The following is a 17,333-nucleotide window of genomic DNA, read 5'->3' as shown; positions in this document are numbered from 1 at the left end:
CAAACGGACGCTTCCTTTGTACTCACCCTCGCGGGCTTTCCTCCGGGCTTTCGTTCGGTATTTCGTGTTTCCGACTCTATCAGACTCTTTCGTGTCCGACTTCCTCGGCGCCTTTCAGGTTTCCGCTTTCGCGTTTCCCTTTCCGGCGACTCCGACTTTATCAGAAGTTCTGAGTCGGAATTCCCGCCCCGTTCGGGTCATCCAGGCGCACGAGTGTGCCCGGGGCTTCCCGTTCAGGCGGAGCCGTAAACGTACTGGAGCGGAGCGCCCCGATGCAAATCGAGGGGCTCCGCTCCTGAGGCTGTGTCAGACCTCTACTACAACAGGCAGGATCATCGGGCGCCGACGGTAGGTGTCGGAGACCCACTTGCCGACCGTGCGGCGGATGAGCTGCTGGATCTGGTGCGGCTCGATGACGCCGTCGGAGGCCGACTTGGCAATGGCGTCTTCGATCCGGGGGGCGACGGCCGAGAAGGCCGAGTCCTCGATGCCGGAGCCGCGGGCGTGGAAGTTCGGGCCGCCCACGATCTTGCCTGTGGCGGTGTCCACCACGACGAAGACCGAGACGAAGCCTTCCTCGCCGAGGATGCGGCGGTCCTTGAGGTGGGTCTCGGTGACATCGCCGACCGAAAGGCCGTCGACGTACACATAGCCCGCCTGGACCTTGCCGACGATCTTCGCGCGGCCGTCGATGAGGTCGACCACCACGCCGTCCTCGGCGATGACGATGTGGTCCTTAGGGACACCCGTCAGGGCACCCAGCTCGGCGTTGGCGCGGAGGTGGCGCCATTCGCCGTGGACCGGCATCAGGTTCTTCGGCTTGCAGATGTTGTAGAAGTACAACAGCTCGCCGGCGGAGGCGTGGCCGGAGACGTGGACCTTGGCGTTGCCCTTGTGGATGACGTTGGCGCCCCAGCGGGTCAGACCGTTGATGACCCGGTAGACCGCGTTCTCGTTGCCCGGGATGAGCGACGACGCCAGGATGACGGTGTCGCCCTGGACGATGCGGATCTGGTGGTCGCGATTGGCCATGCGGGAGAGCGCGGCCATCGGCTCGCCCTGGGAGCCGGTGCAGACGAGGACTACCTCGTGGTCGGGAAGGTCGTCGAGGGTCTTTACGTCGACGACGAGACCGGCCGGGACCTTGAGATAGCCCAGGTCGCGGGCGATGCCCATGTTCCTGACCATCGAGCGGCCCACGAAGGCGACGCGGCGCCCGTACTCATGGGCGGCGTCGAGGATCTGCTGGATGCGGTGCACGTGGCTGGCGAAGCTGGCCACGATGATGCGCTTCTGGGCGTTCGCGAAGACCGTACGCAGGACGTTCGAGATGTCGCGCTCGGGCGGTACGAAGCCCGGGACCTCTGCGTTCGTCGAGTCGGAGAGGAGGAGGTCGATGCCTTCCTCGCCGAGCTTGGCGAAGGTCGGGAGGTCGGTCAGGCGGCGGTCCAGCGGGAGCTGGTCCATCTTGAAGTCGCCGGTGTGGACGACCATGCCCGCCGGGGTGCGGATGGCAACGGCCAGCGCGTCCGGGATGGAGTGGTTGACCGCCACGAATTCGCAGTCGAAGGGGCCGACACGCTCGCGGTGGCCCTCGCTGACCTCAAGGGTGTACGGGCGGATGCGGTGCTCCTGGAGCTTCGCCTCGATCAGCGCGAGGGTCAGCTTGGAGCCGATCAGCGGGATGTCCTGCTTCAGGCGGAGCAGGTAGGGGACGCCACCGATGTGGTCCTCGTGGCCGTGCGTGAGCACGATGCCTTCGATGTCGTCGAGACGGTCCTTGATGGACGTGAAGTCCGGCAGGATCAGGTCGATTCCGGGCTGCTCCTCCTCGGGGAAGAGCACACCGCAGTCGACGATGAGCAGGCGGCCGCCGTACTCGAAGACCGTCATGTTCCGGCCGATCTCGCCGAGACCGCCGAGCGGGGTTACGCGCAGGCCGCCCTTCGGGAGCTTCGGCGGCGTACCGAGTTCAGGATGCGGATGACTCAAAAGACTCTCCTCACCACGCGCGCCACGTACCGCTGAGGCACGTGGCGCGTGTGTCATTCGTGCACTTGCTGTTGTCTATGGGATTCGTGCTTATTCAGTTGTGAAGTCTTTGGCTAGATCTGTACGCCACCGGCCGTGAGGTCCCTCTTGAGCTGCGCGGATTCCTCCGGCGTGAGCTCCACGAGGGGCAGGCGCAGCGGGCCGGCGGGCAGGCCCTGCAGGGTGAGGGCGGCCTTGGTGGTGATGACGCCCTGGGTACGGAACATGCCGGTGTAGACCGGGAGCAGCCGCTGGTGGATCTCGGTCGCCTTGCGTACGTCGCCGGAGAGGTGGGCCTCGAGGAGTGCGCGCAGCTCGGGCGTGACGACGTGGCCCACGACGGAGACGAAGCCGACCGCGCCGACGGAAAGGAGCGGCAGGTTGAGCATGTCGTCGCCGGAGTACCAGGCCAGGCCGCTCTGGGCGATGGCCCAGCTGGAGCGGCCGAGGTCGCCCTTGGCGTCCTTGTTGGCCACGATCCGCGGGTGCTCGGCGAGCCGGACGATCGTCTCGGTGTTGATCGGGACGCCGCTGCGGCCGGGGATGTCGTAGAGCATGACCGGGAGGCCGGTGCTGTCCGCAATGGCCGTGAAGTGCTGGAACAGCCCCTCTTGCGGGGGCTTGTTGTAGTACGGCGTCACGGCGAGGAGGCCGTGGGCGCCGGTCTGCTCGGCGGTGCGGGCCAGCTCGATGCTGTGGCGGGTGTCGTTGGTACCGATTCCGGCCACGACATGGGCCCGGTCTCCGACCGCTTCCAGTACAGCCCGCACCAGGTCGTTTTTCTCCGCGTCGCTGGTGGTCGGCGACTCGCCGGTGGTGCCGTTGACGATCAGCCCGTCGTTGCCTGCGTCCACCAGGTGGGCGGCAAGACGCTGGGCGCCGTCGAGGTCGAGTGCGCCGTCCGCCGTGAAGGGCGTGATCATGGCGGTGAGGACCCGCCCGAAGGGGGTCTGCGGAGTGGAGATCGGAGCCATGGGTAACACGCTACTCGCTGCTCAACGCGGGGTGTCCCCTCGGGGGAGGGGAGAGGCGGTGGAAGAAGTGGAACCCGGCACTGCCTGCTCGGGGGTTCAAGCAGTGCCGGGTCCGTTTGATCAGCCTAGATGAAATTCTCGAACTGCGGCAATCCGAACACTTCGGACGGCTGATCCGTACATCTGTGCTCAGGCGTTACGGGGCGATTCGGCCATTCGCGTTGAAGGCCGCGTACGTGAGGGGCATGAGCTTCGCCCAGTGCGCCTCCATCTGCTCCCCCACCATCTCGATCTCGCGCTGCGGGAAGGACGGCACTTTCGCAAGCTCGTGCTGGGTGCGCAGGCCGAGGAAGTGCATCAGCGAGCGGGCGTTGCATGTCGCGTACATCGAGGAGTAGAGGCCGACGGGGAGCACCGCGCGGGCCACCTCGCGGGCGACGCCCGCTGCGAGCATCTCCTGGTACGCCTCGTACGCCTGACGGTACGAGTCCTGCATCGCGCGGGTGGTGAGCTGCTGCTGCTCCGGGGTGCCCTCGACGAATTCGTACTTGCCGGGACGGCCCTGCTGGACGAGCTTGCGGGACTCACCCGGAACGTAGAAGACCGGCTCCAGCTCCCTGTAGCGGCCCGACTCTTCGTTGTACGACCAACCGACGCGGTGCCGCATGAACTCACGGAAGACGAAAATCGGCGCGCTGATGAAGAAGGTCATCGAGTTGTGCTCGAAGGGGCTGCCGTGGCGGTCCCGCATCAGGTAATTGATGAGGCCCTTGGAGCGCTCGGGGTCCTTGCTGAGCTCCTCCAGGGACTGCTCGCCGGCGGTGGAGACACGGGCGGCCCACAGCACGTCGGAGTCGCCGGCGGTGTGCTTCACCAGCTCGACGGTCACTTCGCTGCGGAAGCTGGGCTTGGCGGTCTCGATGGGCGTGCCATCAGGGGTAACAGACACCGGCGGGGTCCTTCCATGTACATCGCTCGGGCGCCCCACACTCTACGACGGAGGACTGACAGCGAGGGCCGGACGGAGTGCGGCAGACATGCTTTGGTCAATTCCGGGAAATCGGGCACCGACGGACGGTTTTGAACGTCTGTCTCTGTAGAAGCCCTGAGTCCCACAAAAAATCACAAGGAGTGCTGCCCTATGCTGCGCCGGCGAGAGTCCGTCCCCTTCGCATTCGTTGCCGAGGCCGACCGATTCCGCAGTAATGTCACCCCGCCGCCTCGCGAACGTCCCAGTGCGTCCGAGCTCGTCGGCCGTACGCTGATGGGCCTCACCATCGTCGCCGGACTGGCCGGATCGTTGCTCTTCGGGCTTCCCGCCCTCGGAGCGTGACTCTCCCCCATTGCCCTGAACGGGCGTGGGGGCACCCCCATGGACCCCTGAGGTGGCCCGCCGGAGGCCTCCTCGGTAGCCTCACCGGGCACAGCCCAATCGAGCGTGCTGGTGAGTGAGGATCAGTCGTGCCCCTGCCCTTCCTGACGGCCGACCGTGCTTTTGAAGCGTCCGGTGAGACCTCCGACGATGTCGCGCTGCCCTTCGACGACCACGATCAATGGCGGCGGCCCTACCGCCCCGGTCCGTGGCGCGTCGGGGCCTCGGCGCTGCTTCTGCTGCTGGCGTCGTTCATCCTGCTGGCGACCATGGTCATCGCCTTCGCCGGTGCGCTGCCGGGGGCCGGTCTCTGTCTCGGCATCGCCGTCCTGGTGATCGCCGCCGCCCTGCGGCTGCTGCGCGTCGGCGCCTGGGTCAGCAAGCACGGGCTGCGGCGCGTGGGCTTCTTCGTGACGACCACGGTGGCCTGGGACCGGGCAACGACGGTGCGGACGGTCCAGCAGCCGGTGCGGTGGCTCGGGCTGCCGCGCACCGTACAGGGGCAGGCGCTCGTACTGGCGTGGCAGGGCGGTGAGCAGCTGACGCTGCTCACCGATCACAACGCGGATTTCCTGTCCAGGGCGGAAGCCTTCGACCGGGCTGCCGACACGGTCGAAGCCTGGGGGGACGAGTACCGACGCGCGTGATCCGTGCGTGAGGACATGTGACATGTGAGAGGGGGCGTCCGGCCGGACGCCCCCTCTCACATGTCCTCACTTGCCGTCGTGCAGCGCGATCGCGTGCTGCATCGCCTTGCGGGCGCGCGGAGTGTCCCGTGCGTCGTAGTAGGCGATGGCGAGCCGGAACCAGGAACGCCAGTCGTCCGGGGTGTCCTCGGTCTCCGCGCGGCGCCTGGCGAAGACCTCGTCGGCGGAGTCACGGTCGATGCGTCCGCCGGGTGTACGTACCAACTCGTCGACGGGCAGGCCGCCTTCGGCTTCCAGCTTCGCCGACAGCAGGTCCGCCTTGCGGGCGAACTGCGTGGTGTGCCAGAGGAACCAGATGCCGATGGCCGGCAGGATCAGCACCGCGATGCCGAAGGTGACGGTGAGGGCGGTGCCTTCCCGGATGAGGAAGTAGCCGCGGCTGCCGGCCAGGACGAAGTAGACGACCAGGACGGCGACCAGGACGAAGTACGTGATCTTTGCGCGCATGGCTGTTCGTGCCGTCAGTTCAGATCGAGGAAGTTTTCCAGGCCGAACGTGAGGCCGGGAGTGGTCACCACGCGGCGCACGCCGAGCAGGATGCCCGGCATGAAGCTGCTGTGGTGCAGGGAGTCGTGCCGGATGGTGAGGGTCTCGCCCTCGCCGCCGAGGAGGACTTCCTGGTGTGCGAGGAGCCCGCGGAGGCGGATGGCGTGTACGGGTACGCCGTCCACGTCCGCGCCGCGGGCGCCGTCCAGCGCCGTCGTGGTGGCGTCGGGCTGGGGGGCGCTGCCGGCCTCGGCGCGCGCGGCCGCGATGAGCTGGGCGGTGCGGGTCGCTGTGCCGGACGGGGCGTCGGCCTTGTTCGGGTGGTGCAGCTCGACGACCTCGACGGATTCGAAGTACGGGGCCGCCTGCTGGGCGAACTTCATGGTCAGGACGGCGCCGATGGAGAAGTTGGGCGCGATGAGCACACCCGTCTGCGGGAAGGCGTCGAGCCAGCTGCGCAGCTGCGCGAGGCGTTCGTCGGTCCAGCCGGTGGTGCCGACGACGGCGTGGATGCCATGGCGTACGCAGAAGTCGAGGTTGCCCATCACCGAGGCAGGGGTGGTCAGCTCGACCGCGACCTGGGCTTCGGCTTCCACCAGGGCTTCCAGTTTGTCGCCCCGGCTCAGCGTCGCCACCAGTTCCATGTCGTCCGCGGCCTCGACGGCTCGTACGGCCTCGGCGCCGATACGGCCCTTGGCACCGAGAACGGCCACGCGCAGCTTGCTCATTGCTTTGCTTCTTTCTGACGTCTCTAGGCGACTGATTCGTGCAGGCGGTCGGCCTGCTTGTCCTTCAGCGGGCCGATGACCGAGAGCGAGGGCCGGTGGCCCAGGATGTCGGCGGCCACGGCTCGTACCTCGTCGGGGGTGACCGCCGCCATGCCGGCGAGCATGTCGTCGACGGAGATGTGCTCGCCCCAGGCCAGTTCGCTCTTGCCGATACGGTTCATCAGCGCACCGGTGTCCTCCAGGCCGAGGACGGTGGAGCCCGACAGCTGGCCGACGGCGCGGGAGATCTCCTCGTCCGGCAGACCGTCCGAGGCGACCTTTTCGAGCTCGTCCCGGCAGATCTTGAGCACGTCGTGGACCTGGCTGGGCCGGCACCCGGCGTAGACGCCGAAGAGTCCGCAGTCGGCGAAGCTGGAGGTGTACGAGTACACGCTGTAGGCCAGGCCGCGCTTCTCCCGTACCTCCTGGAAGAGGCGCGAGCTCATGCCGCCGCCGAGGGCGGTGTTGAGTACGCCGAGTGCCCAGCGGCGGTCGTCGGTGCGGGCGATGCCGGGCATGCCGAGGACCACGTGGGCCTGTTCGGTCTTGCGGTTCAGCAGCTCTACGCGGCCCGCGGTGCGGATGGTGCGGGAACCGTCGCGCGGGGCGAGCGGTTCCGCGTCCGTACGGGACAGGGCGCCGGCCCGTTCGAAGGCCTTGCGGACCTGGCGTACGACGGTGGCGTGATCCACGTTGCCTGCGGCCGCGACGACGAGGTGCGTCGGGTCGTAGTGCTTCTTGTAGAAGCGGCGGATCCGGTCGGCCGTCAGGGCGTTGACGGTGTCCACGGTGCCGAGGACCGGGCGGCCGAGGGGGGTGTCGCCGAGCATGGTGTGCGCGAACAGGTCGTGCACGCAGTCGCCCGGGTCGTCCTCGGTCATCGCGATCTCTTCGAGGATGACGCCGCGCTCGGCGTCGACGTCCGCGGCCTCGATGAGCGACCCCGTCAGCATGTCGCAGACGATGTCGATGGCGAGGGGGAGATCGGTGTCCAGCACACGTGCGTAGTAGCAGGTGTACTCCTTCGTCGTGAAGGCGTTCATCTCGCCGCCGACCGCGTCGATCGCGGACGAGATGTCGAGAGCACTGCGCTTCTTGGTGCCCTTGAAGAGGAGGTGCTCCAGGTAGTGCGTGGCGCCGTTCAGGGACGGCGTCTCGTCACGGGAGCCGACGTGCGCCCAGATGCCGAAGGTTGCGGAGCGGACGGCGGGCAGGGTCTCGGTGACGACGCGCAGGCCCCCGGGGAGGGTGGTCCTGCGGACCGTACCGATTCCGTCCTTGCCCTTGAGCAGTGTTTGGGTACGGGCGACGGCCCGCGCCTCCGAGGAGGTGCGGGCCGTCGTCACGGAACTACGGGATGTCACTGGTCGGCGTCGGCCTTCTGGTCGGCCTCGGAGCCCTCTTCGCCCTCGATCACGGGGACGAGGGAGAGCTTGCCGCGGGAGTCGATCTCGGCGATCTCGACCTGGACCTTCTGGCCCACACCGAGCACGTCCTCGACGTTCTCCACGCGCTTGCCGCCGGCGAGCTTACGGATCTGCGAGATGTGCAGCAGACCGTCCTTGCCGGGCATCAGGGAGACGAAGGCACCGAAGGTGGTGGTCTTGACGACCGTACCCAGGTAACGCTCGCCGACCTCCGGCATGGTCGGGTTCGCGATCGCGTTGATCGTCGCGCGGGCCGCCTCGGCCTGCGAGCCGACCTGGGCACCGATGTAGATGGTGCCGTCGTCCTCGATCGTGATGTCCGCGCCCGTGTCCTCCTGGATCTGGTTGATCATCTTGCCCTTGGGGCCGATGACCTCGCCGATCTTGTCCACGGGGATCTTGACGGTGATGATCCGCGGGGCGTTCGGGGACATCTCGTCCGGCGTGTCGATCGCTTCCATCATCACGTCGAGGATGTGGAGGCGGGCGTCGCGGGCCTGCTTGAGGGCCGCGGCCAGGACGGAGGCCGGGATGCCGTCCAGCTTGGTGTCGAGCTGGAGGGCGGTGACGAATTCCTTCGTACCGGCGACCTTGAAGTCCATGTCACCGAACGCGTCCTCCGCACCGAGGATGTCGGTGAGGGCGACGTAGTGGGTCTTGCCGTCGATCTCCTGCGAGATCAGGCCCATGGCGATACCGGCGACGGGGGCCTTGAGCGGCACACCGGCGTTCAGCAGCGACATGGTGGAGGCGCAGACCGAGCCCATGGACGTCGAGCCGTTGGAGCCCAGCGCCTCGGAGACCTGACGGATCGCGTACGGGAACTCCTCGCGCGTCGGCAGCACCGGCACGATGGCACGCTCGGCGAGCGCACCGTGGCCGATCTCGCGGCGCTTGGGCGAGCCCACGCGGCCGGTCTCACCGACGGAGTACGGCGGGAAGTTGTAGTTGTGCATGTAGCGCTTGCGGGTCACCGGGGAGAGAGTGTCCAGCTGCTGCTCCATACGGAGCATGTTCAGGGTGGTGACGCCCAGGATCTGGGTCTCGCCACGCTCGAACAGCGCCGAACCGTGCACGCGCGGGATGGCCTCGACCTCGGCGGCGAGCGTACGGATGTCCGTGACGCCACGGCCGTCGATGCGGACCTTGTCCTTGATGACGCGCTCGCGGACCAGGGACTTGGTCAGCGCGCGGTAGGCACCGGAGATCTCCTTCTCGCGACCCTCGAACTGCGGGAGCAGCTTCTCGGCGGCGATCTCCTTGATGCGGTCGAGCTCGGTCTCGCGGTCCTGCTTGCCGGCGATGGTGAGCGCCTGCGTGAGCTCGGACTTGACGGCGGCGGTCAGCGCCTCCAGCACGTCGTCCTGGTACTCGAGGAAGACCGGGAAGTCGCCGGTGGGCTTGGCAGCCTTGGCGGCGAGGTCCGACTGGGCCTTGCAGAGGACCTTGATGAACGGCTTCGCGGCCTCGAGACCGGCGGCGACGATCTCCTCGGTCGGGGCCTCGGCACCGTCCTTGACGAGCTGCACCGTCTTCTCGGTGGCCTCGGCCTCGACCATCATGATCGCGACGTCGCCGTCCTCCAGGACGCGGCCCGCGACCACCATGTCGAAGACGGCGTCCTCGAGCTCGGTGTGCGTCGGGAACGCGACCCACTGGCCCTTGATCAGGGCGACACGGGTGCCGCCGATCGGGCCGGAGAAGGGCAGGCCGGCCAGCTGCGTGGAGCAGGAGGCGGCGTTGATCGCGACCACGTCGTACAGGTGGTCGGGGTTGAGAGCCATGATCGTCTCGACGATCTGGATCTCGTTGCGCAGGCCCTTCTTGAAGGAGGGGCGCAGCGGGCGGTCGATCAGGCGGCAGGTGAGGACGGCGTCCTCGGAGGGCCGGCCCTCACGACGGAAGAAGGAGCCGGGAATCTTTCCGGCCGAGTACATCCGCTCCTCGACGTCCACCGTCAGGGGGAAGAAGTCGAGCTGGTCCTTGGGCTTCTTGGAAGCGGTGGTGGCCGACAGCACCATGGTGTCGTCGTCCAGGTACGCCACGGCGGAGCCGGCGGCCTGCTTGGCCAGGCGGCCCGTCTCGAAGCGGATGGTGCGGGTGCCGAAGGTGCCGTTGTCAATGACGGCCTCGGCGTAGTGGGTCTCGTTCTCCACTAGCGTTATCTCCGTTACGTTTCGTCTTTCGTCCCCGAGCCCGTGTGGCGGGGGACGGTGGCGGAGAAGCGCTTCAGCTGCGGGCCGGTCTTCGATCGAAGCTCCCGGGGGAGTATGTGCTCCGGGGGCCACTACCGAGGACCGGCGGCGGGGAAGCCGCTTCTCGCTCGTTCTGTGTTCGTGTACGACCAGACTACTTAGCGTCCGGTACGACTCGCACGTACAGCAAAGGGAGCGGTCCCCTAGAAGTGGGGAACCGCTCCCTTCACGACGTCCGTCTTACTTGGCGCCGCCGGCCGCGCCACGGCGGATGCCGAGGCGGTCGACCAGGGCACGGAAGCGCTGGATGTCCTTCTTGGCCAGGTACTGCAGCAGGCGGCGACGCTGGCCGACCAGGATCAGCAGACCACGGCGGGAGTGGTGGTCGTGCTTGTGCGTCTTGAGGTGCTCGGTGAGGTCCGAGATCCGGCGCGAAAGCATGGCGACCTGGACCTCGGGGGAGCCGGTGTCGCCTTCCTTCTGAGCGAACTCGGTCATGATCTGCTTCTTCGTAGCGGCGTCGAGCGGCACGCGTACTCCTCTTGGTCTTCGTATTGCCATCGAGTGCCCCAGGTCGAATTCTCTGGGGAGCTTCCGTTACTCGGGAGGCGGGGATCCGCTGGGCGCAGCCTCCGGATGTCCGGGGGCGCATACACAAGCGGCCGTCATGCAGCTTACCAGCAGATGCGAGTGCCCCTGACGGCCGCCTGTGGGGGTCAGACGCCGCCGCGGACCTTGGCGTACACGTCGAGGACGGCCAGGCAGATCGGGATCAAGGAGAGCAGCACCAGCGAATCCGCGAGGTCCAGCATGCGGCCCCAGAAGGGCGAGAGGCCCTTCTGCGGAACGATCAGGGCGATCGCGATCAGGAGCAGCGCGCCGACGGCGACCGAGGCGCCGAGCCACAGGGTCCGTACGTCGATGCCCGCGGAGTTGCCCAGGGCCAGGTCCTTGATGATCTCCAGCGGGGGCGAGATCGCGAGGCCGAGCACCAGCAGGCCGGTCGTGAGGACACCGGCCACCAGCAGGCAGGCGACCTGGGCGGTGTAGCGGAACAGGCGTGCCCGAAGGAGCGCGGCGAGCGCGGTGACCAGGGCCATGAGCTGGGCCCAGCCGCTGTCGCTGAAGCCGAGTACCGCGCCGCCGGCGCCGACGATGACGACGGCGCAGCCGCCGACCAGGCCGAGGAGCAGCTCGTGGCCACGGCTGGTCTGGGCGACGATGCGCTGGACGTCGACGGCTTCGAGGCTGCCCTCCTGGCCCTCGCGACGGGCCCTGGCGAGGTCTTCCGGATTACGGAAACCGATCGGCAGCTTGGCGAAGCGGGCCGACCAGCCCGGCAGGAAGCCGACGACCGCCAGGGCGACGACCGAGGTGCCGGCCGCGATCTCGCGGGGCTGCGCCTCGGTGAGTACTCCGCAGAACGCGGCGAGTGTGCCGATCGTGGCGGCCAGCGCCGCGGCGACGAACGGTGCGTCTCCCTGCGGCAGCAGCATGATCAGTACGACGGAGAAGAGCAGTACGGCGACGCAGCCGACGAGGAACTGGAGCCTGCCGGGGCCTTCGCCCGCGTCCTGCGGAATGACGCCGGAGCCGGCGATGAGTGCGTGCGGCAGTGCGGCGATGCCCAGTGCGACGGCCGATCCCCGGTCCTCGTACACCCGGGCACGTACGCCTGCGAGTGCCGTCAGGGCCAGTGCGACCACACCGGCGACTATGCCCTGGAGGCCGTGCATGTCGTGCCGGAGCGGGTCCGCGAACCAGAACACGAAGCCGAGCATCGTCAGCAGCAGCACGCCGGAGACCAGGCCGGCCACCCGCATCAGGTTGTCGTTCCAGCTGCGGAGGTCCTGCTTGACGGCGGTGGCGACGGCGTCGACCACGTCGTCATGTACGGCCGGCGGCAGCGAATCGGCGAATGTGCGCAGCAACAGCACCTCGCCGTCCCGGACCCGGTGCTCCAGCAACGAACGGCTGGCGTCGAGCACATGGCCGTCGCGGCGTACGAGGTGGTAGCCGGCAAGGCTGTTGTCGGACTGCGCCATCCCAGAGAGCCTGATGATCTCCGGGTAGATGTCCTGGATCGGCAGGTCCTCCGGCAGCGCCACATCGATTCGGCTGTCCGGTGCTGCGACGGTGACTCGGCAGAAACCCGTCGATGTGCCCGTGCTCACCTGGTAGTTCCCCCTGCTAGACAAGCTTTCCTTACGCCGCTCGTACGACGCGGAGCGCCACCATATCGGTTGCTCCAGGGGGCAAAGGCCCCGCCTCCCTCATTCCTCCTCGCCCTCCCCCGCATCTCCACGCTCCTGCCTCGCTCCCGCCTCTCTTCGCGCATGGGCGTAACAGTAGGATCAACGCCTACGCGTGCCTGCTCTTCGGGCCGGGGGTCCGGGGGTTGCACCCGGGAAGACACAGCAATCGCGAAGGATGAGTGCATCGGTGAGCGTCGTCATCATCAAACGGCAGCCGCGGATACAGCTGCCTGCTGTCCCGGACGGCGAGGTCAAGTTGGAGACGCCGCCCGAGATTCCGCGGGAGGGCGATGACAGCGTTCTGATGAACCTGCTGCCTATGTTCGGCATGCTGGGTTCTGTCGGTTTCTTCTTCATGCCGAACCTGCCCTCCTACATGCGAGTGGTGGGCGGCCTGATGCTCGCTTCGACCCTCGCCATGGCCATTGCCCAGTTCGCCAAGTCCCGGCAGGGCGGCGGCGCGGGGATGGCGCAGGACCGGCGCGACTACTTCCGCTATCTGGAGCAGGTCCGCAAGGACGTGCACAAGACCGCGGATCTGCAGCGGCGCACGCAGCTGTTCCAGCATCCCGACCCGGACCAGCTGTGGGCAGTGGCCGCCGACGGCAAGCGGCTGTGGGAACGGCGCCCGACCGACGCCGACTTCGCCTCCGTACGCATGGGGCTCGGCAACCAGCAGCTGGCGACTCCGCTCGCCGCGCCGGAGACCGCACCCAAGGAGGAGCTGGAACCGCTGACCGCGGCGGCCATGAAGGCCTTCCTCGACGCGCACGGCAGTCTGGCCGACCTGCCGGTCGCCGTCTCGCTGCGCGCCTTCTACCACGTGGCACTGTCCGGAGACACCGACACGGTGTACGGCAACGCCCGTGCGGCGATCGCCCAGCTCGTGACGCTGCACTCCCCGGAAGACCTGATGATTGCCGTGGTCGCGCATCCCGCCGCCGCCACGGACTGGGACTGGATCAAGTGGCTGCCGCACACCCAGCATCCGAAGGCCAAGGACGGGGCGGGCTCGTCCCGGCTCCTGTTCGACGACCTCGGTGAGCTGGAGGAGGCGCTGGAGGACCAGCTGGCCGACCGGCCGCGCTGGAACCGGGACGCGAACCCGGTCTACGACCAGCCGCACCTGATCGTGGTACTCGACGGCGGGACCGTACCGCCGGACTCCGGACTCGCCGGCGCGGAAGGGCTTCAGGGCGTCACCTTCCTGGAGATCGCCCCCGGGGAGCTGGAGGACGAGCTGCGCGGCGGTCTGACGGCGCATCTGAAGCCGAACCGCATGAAGCTGTACGTGGGCCACGAGTCGGCGTACACCGGCAAGCCCGACGAGCTGAGCCTGGAGCAGGCGGAGTCGCTGGCGAGGCAGCTCGCCGCCTTCCGTGTCGGTACGGCGGAGGAAGGCGAACCCCTCCTCTCCAACCTGGACTTCACGGACCTCATGGGTATCGGTGACGCCGGCGCCGTCGACGTCTCGCGCACCTGGCGTCCGCGCACGCTGCACGAGCGGCTGCGCGTGCCGATCGGCGTCGGCGAGAACGGCGAGCCGGTCATGCTGGACCTCAAGGAGGCCTCGCAGGAGGGCATGGGCCCGCACGGCCTGTGTGTCGGCGCGACCGGCTCCGGCAAGTCCGAGGTGCTGCGTACGCTGGTGCTCGGTCTCGCGGTGACGCACTCCTCGGAGACGCTGAACTTCATCCTCGCGGACTTCAAGGGCGGTGCGACCTTCGCCGGCATGGTGGACATGCCGCACACTGCGGCCGTCATCACCAACCTGGCGGACGACCTCACGCTCGTCGACCGTATGCGTGACTCGATCATGGGTGAGATGCAGCGCCGCCAGGAGCTGCTGCGTACGGCCGGCAATTACGCAAACATCCACGACTACGAGAAGGCGCGCGCGGCCGGCGCGGCACTCGAGCCGTTGGCTTCTCTGGTGATCGTGCTCGACGAGTTCTCCGAACTCCTCACGGCCAAGCCGGACTTCATCGACATGTTCATCCAGATCGGCCGTATCGGCCGGTCGCTCGGTGTACATCTGCTGCTCGCCTCGCAGCGCCTCGAAGAGGGCAAGCTGCGCGGTCTGGACACGTATCTGTCGTACCGGATCGGTCTGCGTACGTTCTCCGCCGCCGAGTCGCGTACGGCGATCGGTGTGCCGGACGCCTACCACCTGCCGTCCATCCCCGGCTCCGGCTATCTGCGGTACGACACCGACACCATGGTCCGCTTCAAGGCGGCGTACGTGTCGGGCGCGTACCACGGCGAGGGCCCGTCCCGGGTGCACCGTTCGACTCAGCTGCGGCCCGCGCTGTTCACGGCGCAGCATGTGGCGCTGCCGCCGCAGCCGGTGATCGAGGAGCCCGAGGCCAACAACCGTATCGACGACGCTCTCGCGGACACCGTCCTGGACGTCATCGTCAGCAAGATGGAGAACCAGGGGCCGCCCGCCCACCAGGTGTGGCTGCCGCCGCTGGAGGAGGCGCCCTCGCTGGAGCAGCTGCTGCCGGCGCTGGCGGTCACTCCGGAGCGCGGCCTGACCGCGCCCGAGTACACGGCGCTCGGCCGGCTCAATGTGCCGGTCGGCCTGGTGGACAAGCCGTTCGAGCAGCGGCGCGACGTGCTGTACCGGGACTTCTCGGGCGGGGCCGGTCACGGTCTGTTCATCGGTGGTCCGCAGTCCGGCAAGTCCACTCTGCTGCGTACGCTCATCTCGTCGTTCGCCTTCACGCATACGCCGAGCGAAGTGCAGTTCTACTGCCTGGACTTCGGCGGTGGCGGTCTCATCGCCATGGAGGACCTGGCGCACGTCGGTGGCGTCGCCAACCGTCTGGACGCCGAGAAGGTACGCCGTACGGTCAGCGAGGTCGAGGGCATCCTCAACGCCCGCGAGGAGTACTTCCGCGCGAACAACGTCGACTCGATCCAGACCTTCCGGCAGCGCAGGGCGGCCGGGCTGCTGCCCGACCAGCACTGGGGCGACGTCTTCCTGATCGTCGACGGCTGGGCGACGTTCAAGACGGACTACGAGATGCTCGAAGCCAGCATCACCGACATGGCGATGCGCGGTCTCGGCTTCGGTGTGCACGTGATCCTGACCGCGAGCCGCTACACGGAAGTGCGGCCCGCGCTCAAGGACATGCTGCAGAACCGCATCGAGCTGCGGCTCGGTGACCCGACGGAGTCCGAGATCGACCGCAAGGTGGCGCAGAACGTCCCCGCGTCCGTCCCCGGTCGTGGTCTGACCACGGACAAGCTGCACTTCATGACCGCGCTGCCGCGGGTCGACGGCTCTTCGGAGACGGAGGACCTGGCGGACGCGACGGGCGTGCTCATCCGGGGCATCAACGAGAACTGGCAGGGCAGCCCCGCTCCTACGGTGCGGCTGCTGCCCACCGTCATGGAGGCGGACCGGCTGCCGAAGGGGTTCGAGCACCCGGAGCGCGGTGTCGCGTTCGGTATCGACGAGTCGGCGCTCGCACCGGTCTTCGTCGACTTCGAGGCGGACCCGCACTTCATCGTCTTCGGCGAGAGCGAGTCCGGTAAGTCGGCTGTGCTGCGGCTGCTCATCAAGCAGATCACGGAGCGCTACACGCCCGACCAGGCGAAGATCGTCATGGGCGACTACCGGCGCGCGCACCTGGAGGGCGTACCGGAGTCGCACCTGTCGCGCTACTGCGCATCGGCGCCGGCGCTGACGGAGACCCTGGAGGGTCTGGCGGGTTCGCTCAGCCGTCGTATGCCGGGGCCGGACGTCACGCCCGAGCAGCTGCGCAACCGCAGTTGGTACAACAGCCCGGACGCGTTCGTCATCGTCGACGACTACGACCTGGTGGCGACGGGCATGAACCCGCTGTCCCCGCTCCTGGAGTACCTGCCCTTCGCCCGCGACGTCGGCCTGCGCGTCATCATCGCGCGCGCATCGGGCGGTGCAAGTCGGTCGCTGTACGAGCCGGTGATGCAGCGCCTGCGTGAGCTCGGGGCGCAGGGTCTGGTGCTGTCCGGCGACCGTACGGAGGGTGCGCTGCTCGGCAACATCTCTCCGACGCAACTGCCGCCCGGGCGTGGGCACTTCCACACGCGGCGCCGGAGTGGGCAGATGATTCAGACGGGGTGGCTGCCGCCTCGGTACTGATCTGATCCGGTCTGATCCGGCTGCCTCTGCGGCCGTACGAGCGTGATGTGAGGGGCGGCGCCTGCTGGGGCGCCGCCCCTCACACGTTCCCTTGGAAGGAGTGCGACTCGGGCGATAGGCTGACGCTGCAACAAACGGGCGGATTACAGGGGGCAGTTGTGGCGGCAAACGACACGATGAGGACGGATGCGTCGGTCCTCAAGGACGAGGGCTTCCACATGTTCGAGGTGGGGCAGGACTTCGCCACAGCTGCGAAGGCGCTGTTCGAGGGACTGGACGCCATCGAGAAGAAATCAGGCAAAACGCCGCCCTGGGGCGATGAAGAGATGGGCGAGAACTTCGGCGTTGTCTACGAAGGTCTGCGCGACGGCATGAGGGACTCGATGCCCAGCCTCGCGAAGCGGATCGCGGGCATGGGCATGAAGTTCACCGCGATGGGCGTGCGCCACGAGAAGCACGAGCTCGAAGAGGACGCGAAGTACGCGGCGCTCACGTCCCAGCACGACGCCGGGGCCGGCGCCAGGGCGAACAACTTCAAGTCCGTCTGACGCGGGGTCTGGCGGGCGGGCGTAGAGGACGTACTGAAGAGGTTGTTGGGGACTAGTGTGCTGCGGTCGCCCAACGGGAGTGGGCGTCGCCGTGGCGGTGAAGTTGTCGGCCCACTTCGACATACGAGACCCGAGACAGGGGACCCTCCGAGCGGGCTCCCGACATCGTCCGTAGCCGTTACGCCCGCCCAAGCTGCCTGACGGGACGCCAGCCCGCATGCATGTTCACGAATTTGACGGCGGCCACCTGGTCTACGCCGCGTTCCCGCCGGCCACTGACGCAGCGGGCCGTCCGCAGCTCGCCCCGCCCGGTGGGAGCGAGATCGTAGTGCCAAGGACACCGGCAAAACAGTCACGTCCCCAACTACCCGACCGAGACAGCCATCTCTCAACGGCTCGCGCACGCGCTCGCAGCAAAGTTGTGACGGGAGCACGTTCA

Annotated in this window: 13 protein-coding genes; 4 read left to right on the top strand and 9 right to left on the bottom strand. The window is 67.8% G+C overall.

Features of this window, described 5'->3' with window-relative positions; genetic code table 11:
* Positions 1-306: 306 nt before the first annotated feature.
* The 3 genes from J7I98_RS26750 to thyX form a co-directional block, all read right to left on the bottom strand.
* Complete coding sequence (locus J7I98_RS26750; protein ID WP_214927072.1) at positions 307-1,992, bottom strand: ribonuclease J; 1,686 nt, start codon at positions 1,990-1,992, stop codon at positions 307-309.
* A 113-nt stretch (positions 1,993-2,105) separates the two neighbouring features.
* Complete coding sequence (gene dapA / locus J7I98_RS26745; RefSeq protein WP_214927070.1) at positions 2,106-3,005, bottom strand: 4-hydroxy-tetrahydrodipicolinate synthase; 900 nt, start codon at positions 3,003-3,005, stop codon at positions 2,106-2,108.
* Between the two features lie 196 nt (positions 3,006-3,201).
* Complete coding sequence (gene thyX, locus J7I98_RS26740) at positions 3,202-3,954, bottom strand: FAD-dependent thymidylate synthase (RefSeq protein ID WP_214927068.1); 753 nt, start codon at positions 3,952-3,954, stop codon at positions 3,202-3,204.
* A gap of 192 nt (positions 3,955-4,146) precedes the next feature.
* Here thyX and J7I98_RS26735 point away from each other — a divergent pair, with 192 nt between their 5' ends.
* Both J7I98_RS26735 and J7I98_RS26730 read left to right on the top strand, forming a co-directional pair.
* Entirely contained in the window at positions 4,147-4,338 is a 192-nt protein-coding gene (locus J7I98_RS26735; RefSeq protein ID WP_214927066.1) for a hypothetical protein, read from the top strand.
* A 128-nt stretch (positions 4,339-4,466) separates the two neighbouring features.
* Positions 4,467-5,024, top strand: coding sequence for a hypothetical protein (locus J7I98_RS26730; RefSeq protein WP_214927064.1), 558 nt, complete (start codon positions 4,467-4,469; stop codon positions 5,022-5,024).
* A 66-nt stretch (positions 5,025-5,090) separates the two neighbouring features.
* Here J7I98_RS26730 and J7I98_RS26725 read toward each other — a convergent pair whose 3' ends face one another.
* From J7I98_RS26725 to eccD, 6 genes are all read right to left on the bottom strand, one after another.
* Entirely contained in the window at positions 5,091-5,531 is a 441-nt protein-coding gene (locus tag J7I98_RS26725; protein WP_214927062.1) for a hypothetical protein, read from the bottom strand.
* Positions 5,532-5,545: 14 nt separating this feature from the next.
* Positions 5,546-6,298, bottom strand: a complete 753-nt coding sequence (gene dapB / locus J7I98_RS26720) for a 4-hydroxy-tetrahydrodipicolinate reductase (RefSeq protein WP_214927060.1) — start codon at positions 6,296-6,298, stop codon at positions 5,546-5,548.
* Between the two features lie 23 nt (positions 6,299-6,321).
* Positions 6,322-7,701, bottom strand: a complete 1,380-nt coding sequence (locus J7I98_RS26715; RefSeq protein WP_214927058.1) for a pitrilysin family protein — start codon at positions 7,699-7,701, stop codon at positions 6,322-6,324.
* Positions 7,698-9,920, bottom strand: coding sequence for a polyribonucleotide nucleotidyltransferase (locus J7I98_RS26710; protein WP_214927056.1), 2,223 nt, complete (start codon positions 9,918-9,920; stop codon positions 7,698-7,700). The genes J7I98_RS26715 and J7I98_RS26710 overlap by 4 nt, the downstream gene beginning before the upstream one ends.
* Before the next feature lie 279 nt (positions 9,921-10,199).
* Positions 10,200-10,490 (bottom strand): 30S ribosomal protein S15, encoded by a 291-nt coding sequence (rpsO, locus tag J7I98_RS26705; protein WP_018551846.1) that lies wholly within the window; start codon positions 10,488-10,490, stop codon positions 10,200-10,202.
* Positions 10,491-10,675: 185 nt separating this feature from the next.
* Positions 10,676-12,133, bottom strand: coding sequence for a type VII secretion integral membrane protein EccD (gene eccD / locus J7I98_RS26700; protein ID WP_214927054.1), 1,458 nt, complete (start codon positions 12,131-12,133; stop codon positions 10,676-10,678).
* A gap of 268 nt (positions 12,134-12,401) precedes the next feature.
* Between eccD and eccCa the strand changes: the two genes are divergently transcribed.
* Both eccCa and J7I98_RS26690 read left to right on the top strand, forming a co-directional pair.
* Positions 12,402-16,346, top strand: coding sequence for a type VII secretion protein EccCa (gene eccCa, locus J7I98_RS26695; protein ID WP_214927049.1), 3,945 nt, complete (start codon positions 12,402-12,404; stop codon positions 16,344-16,346).
* Positions 16,347-16,504: 158 nt separating this feature from the next.
* Positions 16,505-16,894 (top strand): hypothetical protein, encoded by a 390-nt coding sequence (locus J7I98_RS26690; RefSeq protein ID WP_214927047.1) that lies wholly within the window; start codon positions 16,505-16,507, stop codon positions 16,892-16,894.
* The last annotated feature ends 439 nt before the right edge of the window (positions 16,895-17,333 follow it).

This window comes from Streptomyces sp. ISL-98 (assembly GCF_018614055.1).
In the GTDB taxonomy this organism is placed as follows: domain Bacteria; phylum Actinomycetota; class Actinomycetes; order Streptomycetales; family Streptomycetaceae; genus Streptomyces; species Streptomyces spiramyceticus.
Note: the sequence above shows the minus strand (reverse complement) of the source record. Positions and strands in the feature narration are given on the sequence as shown.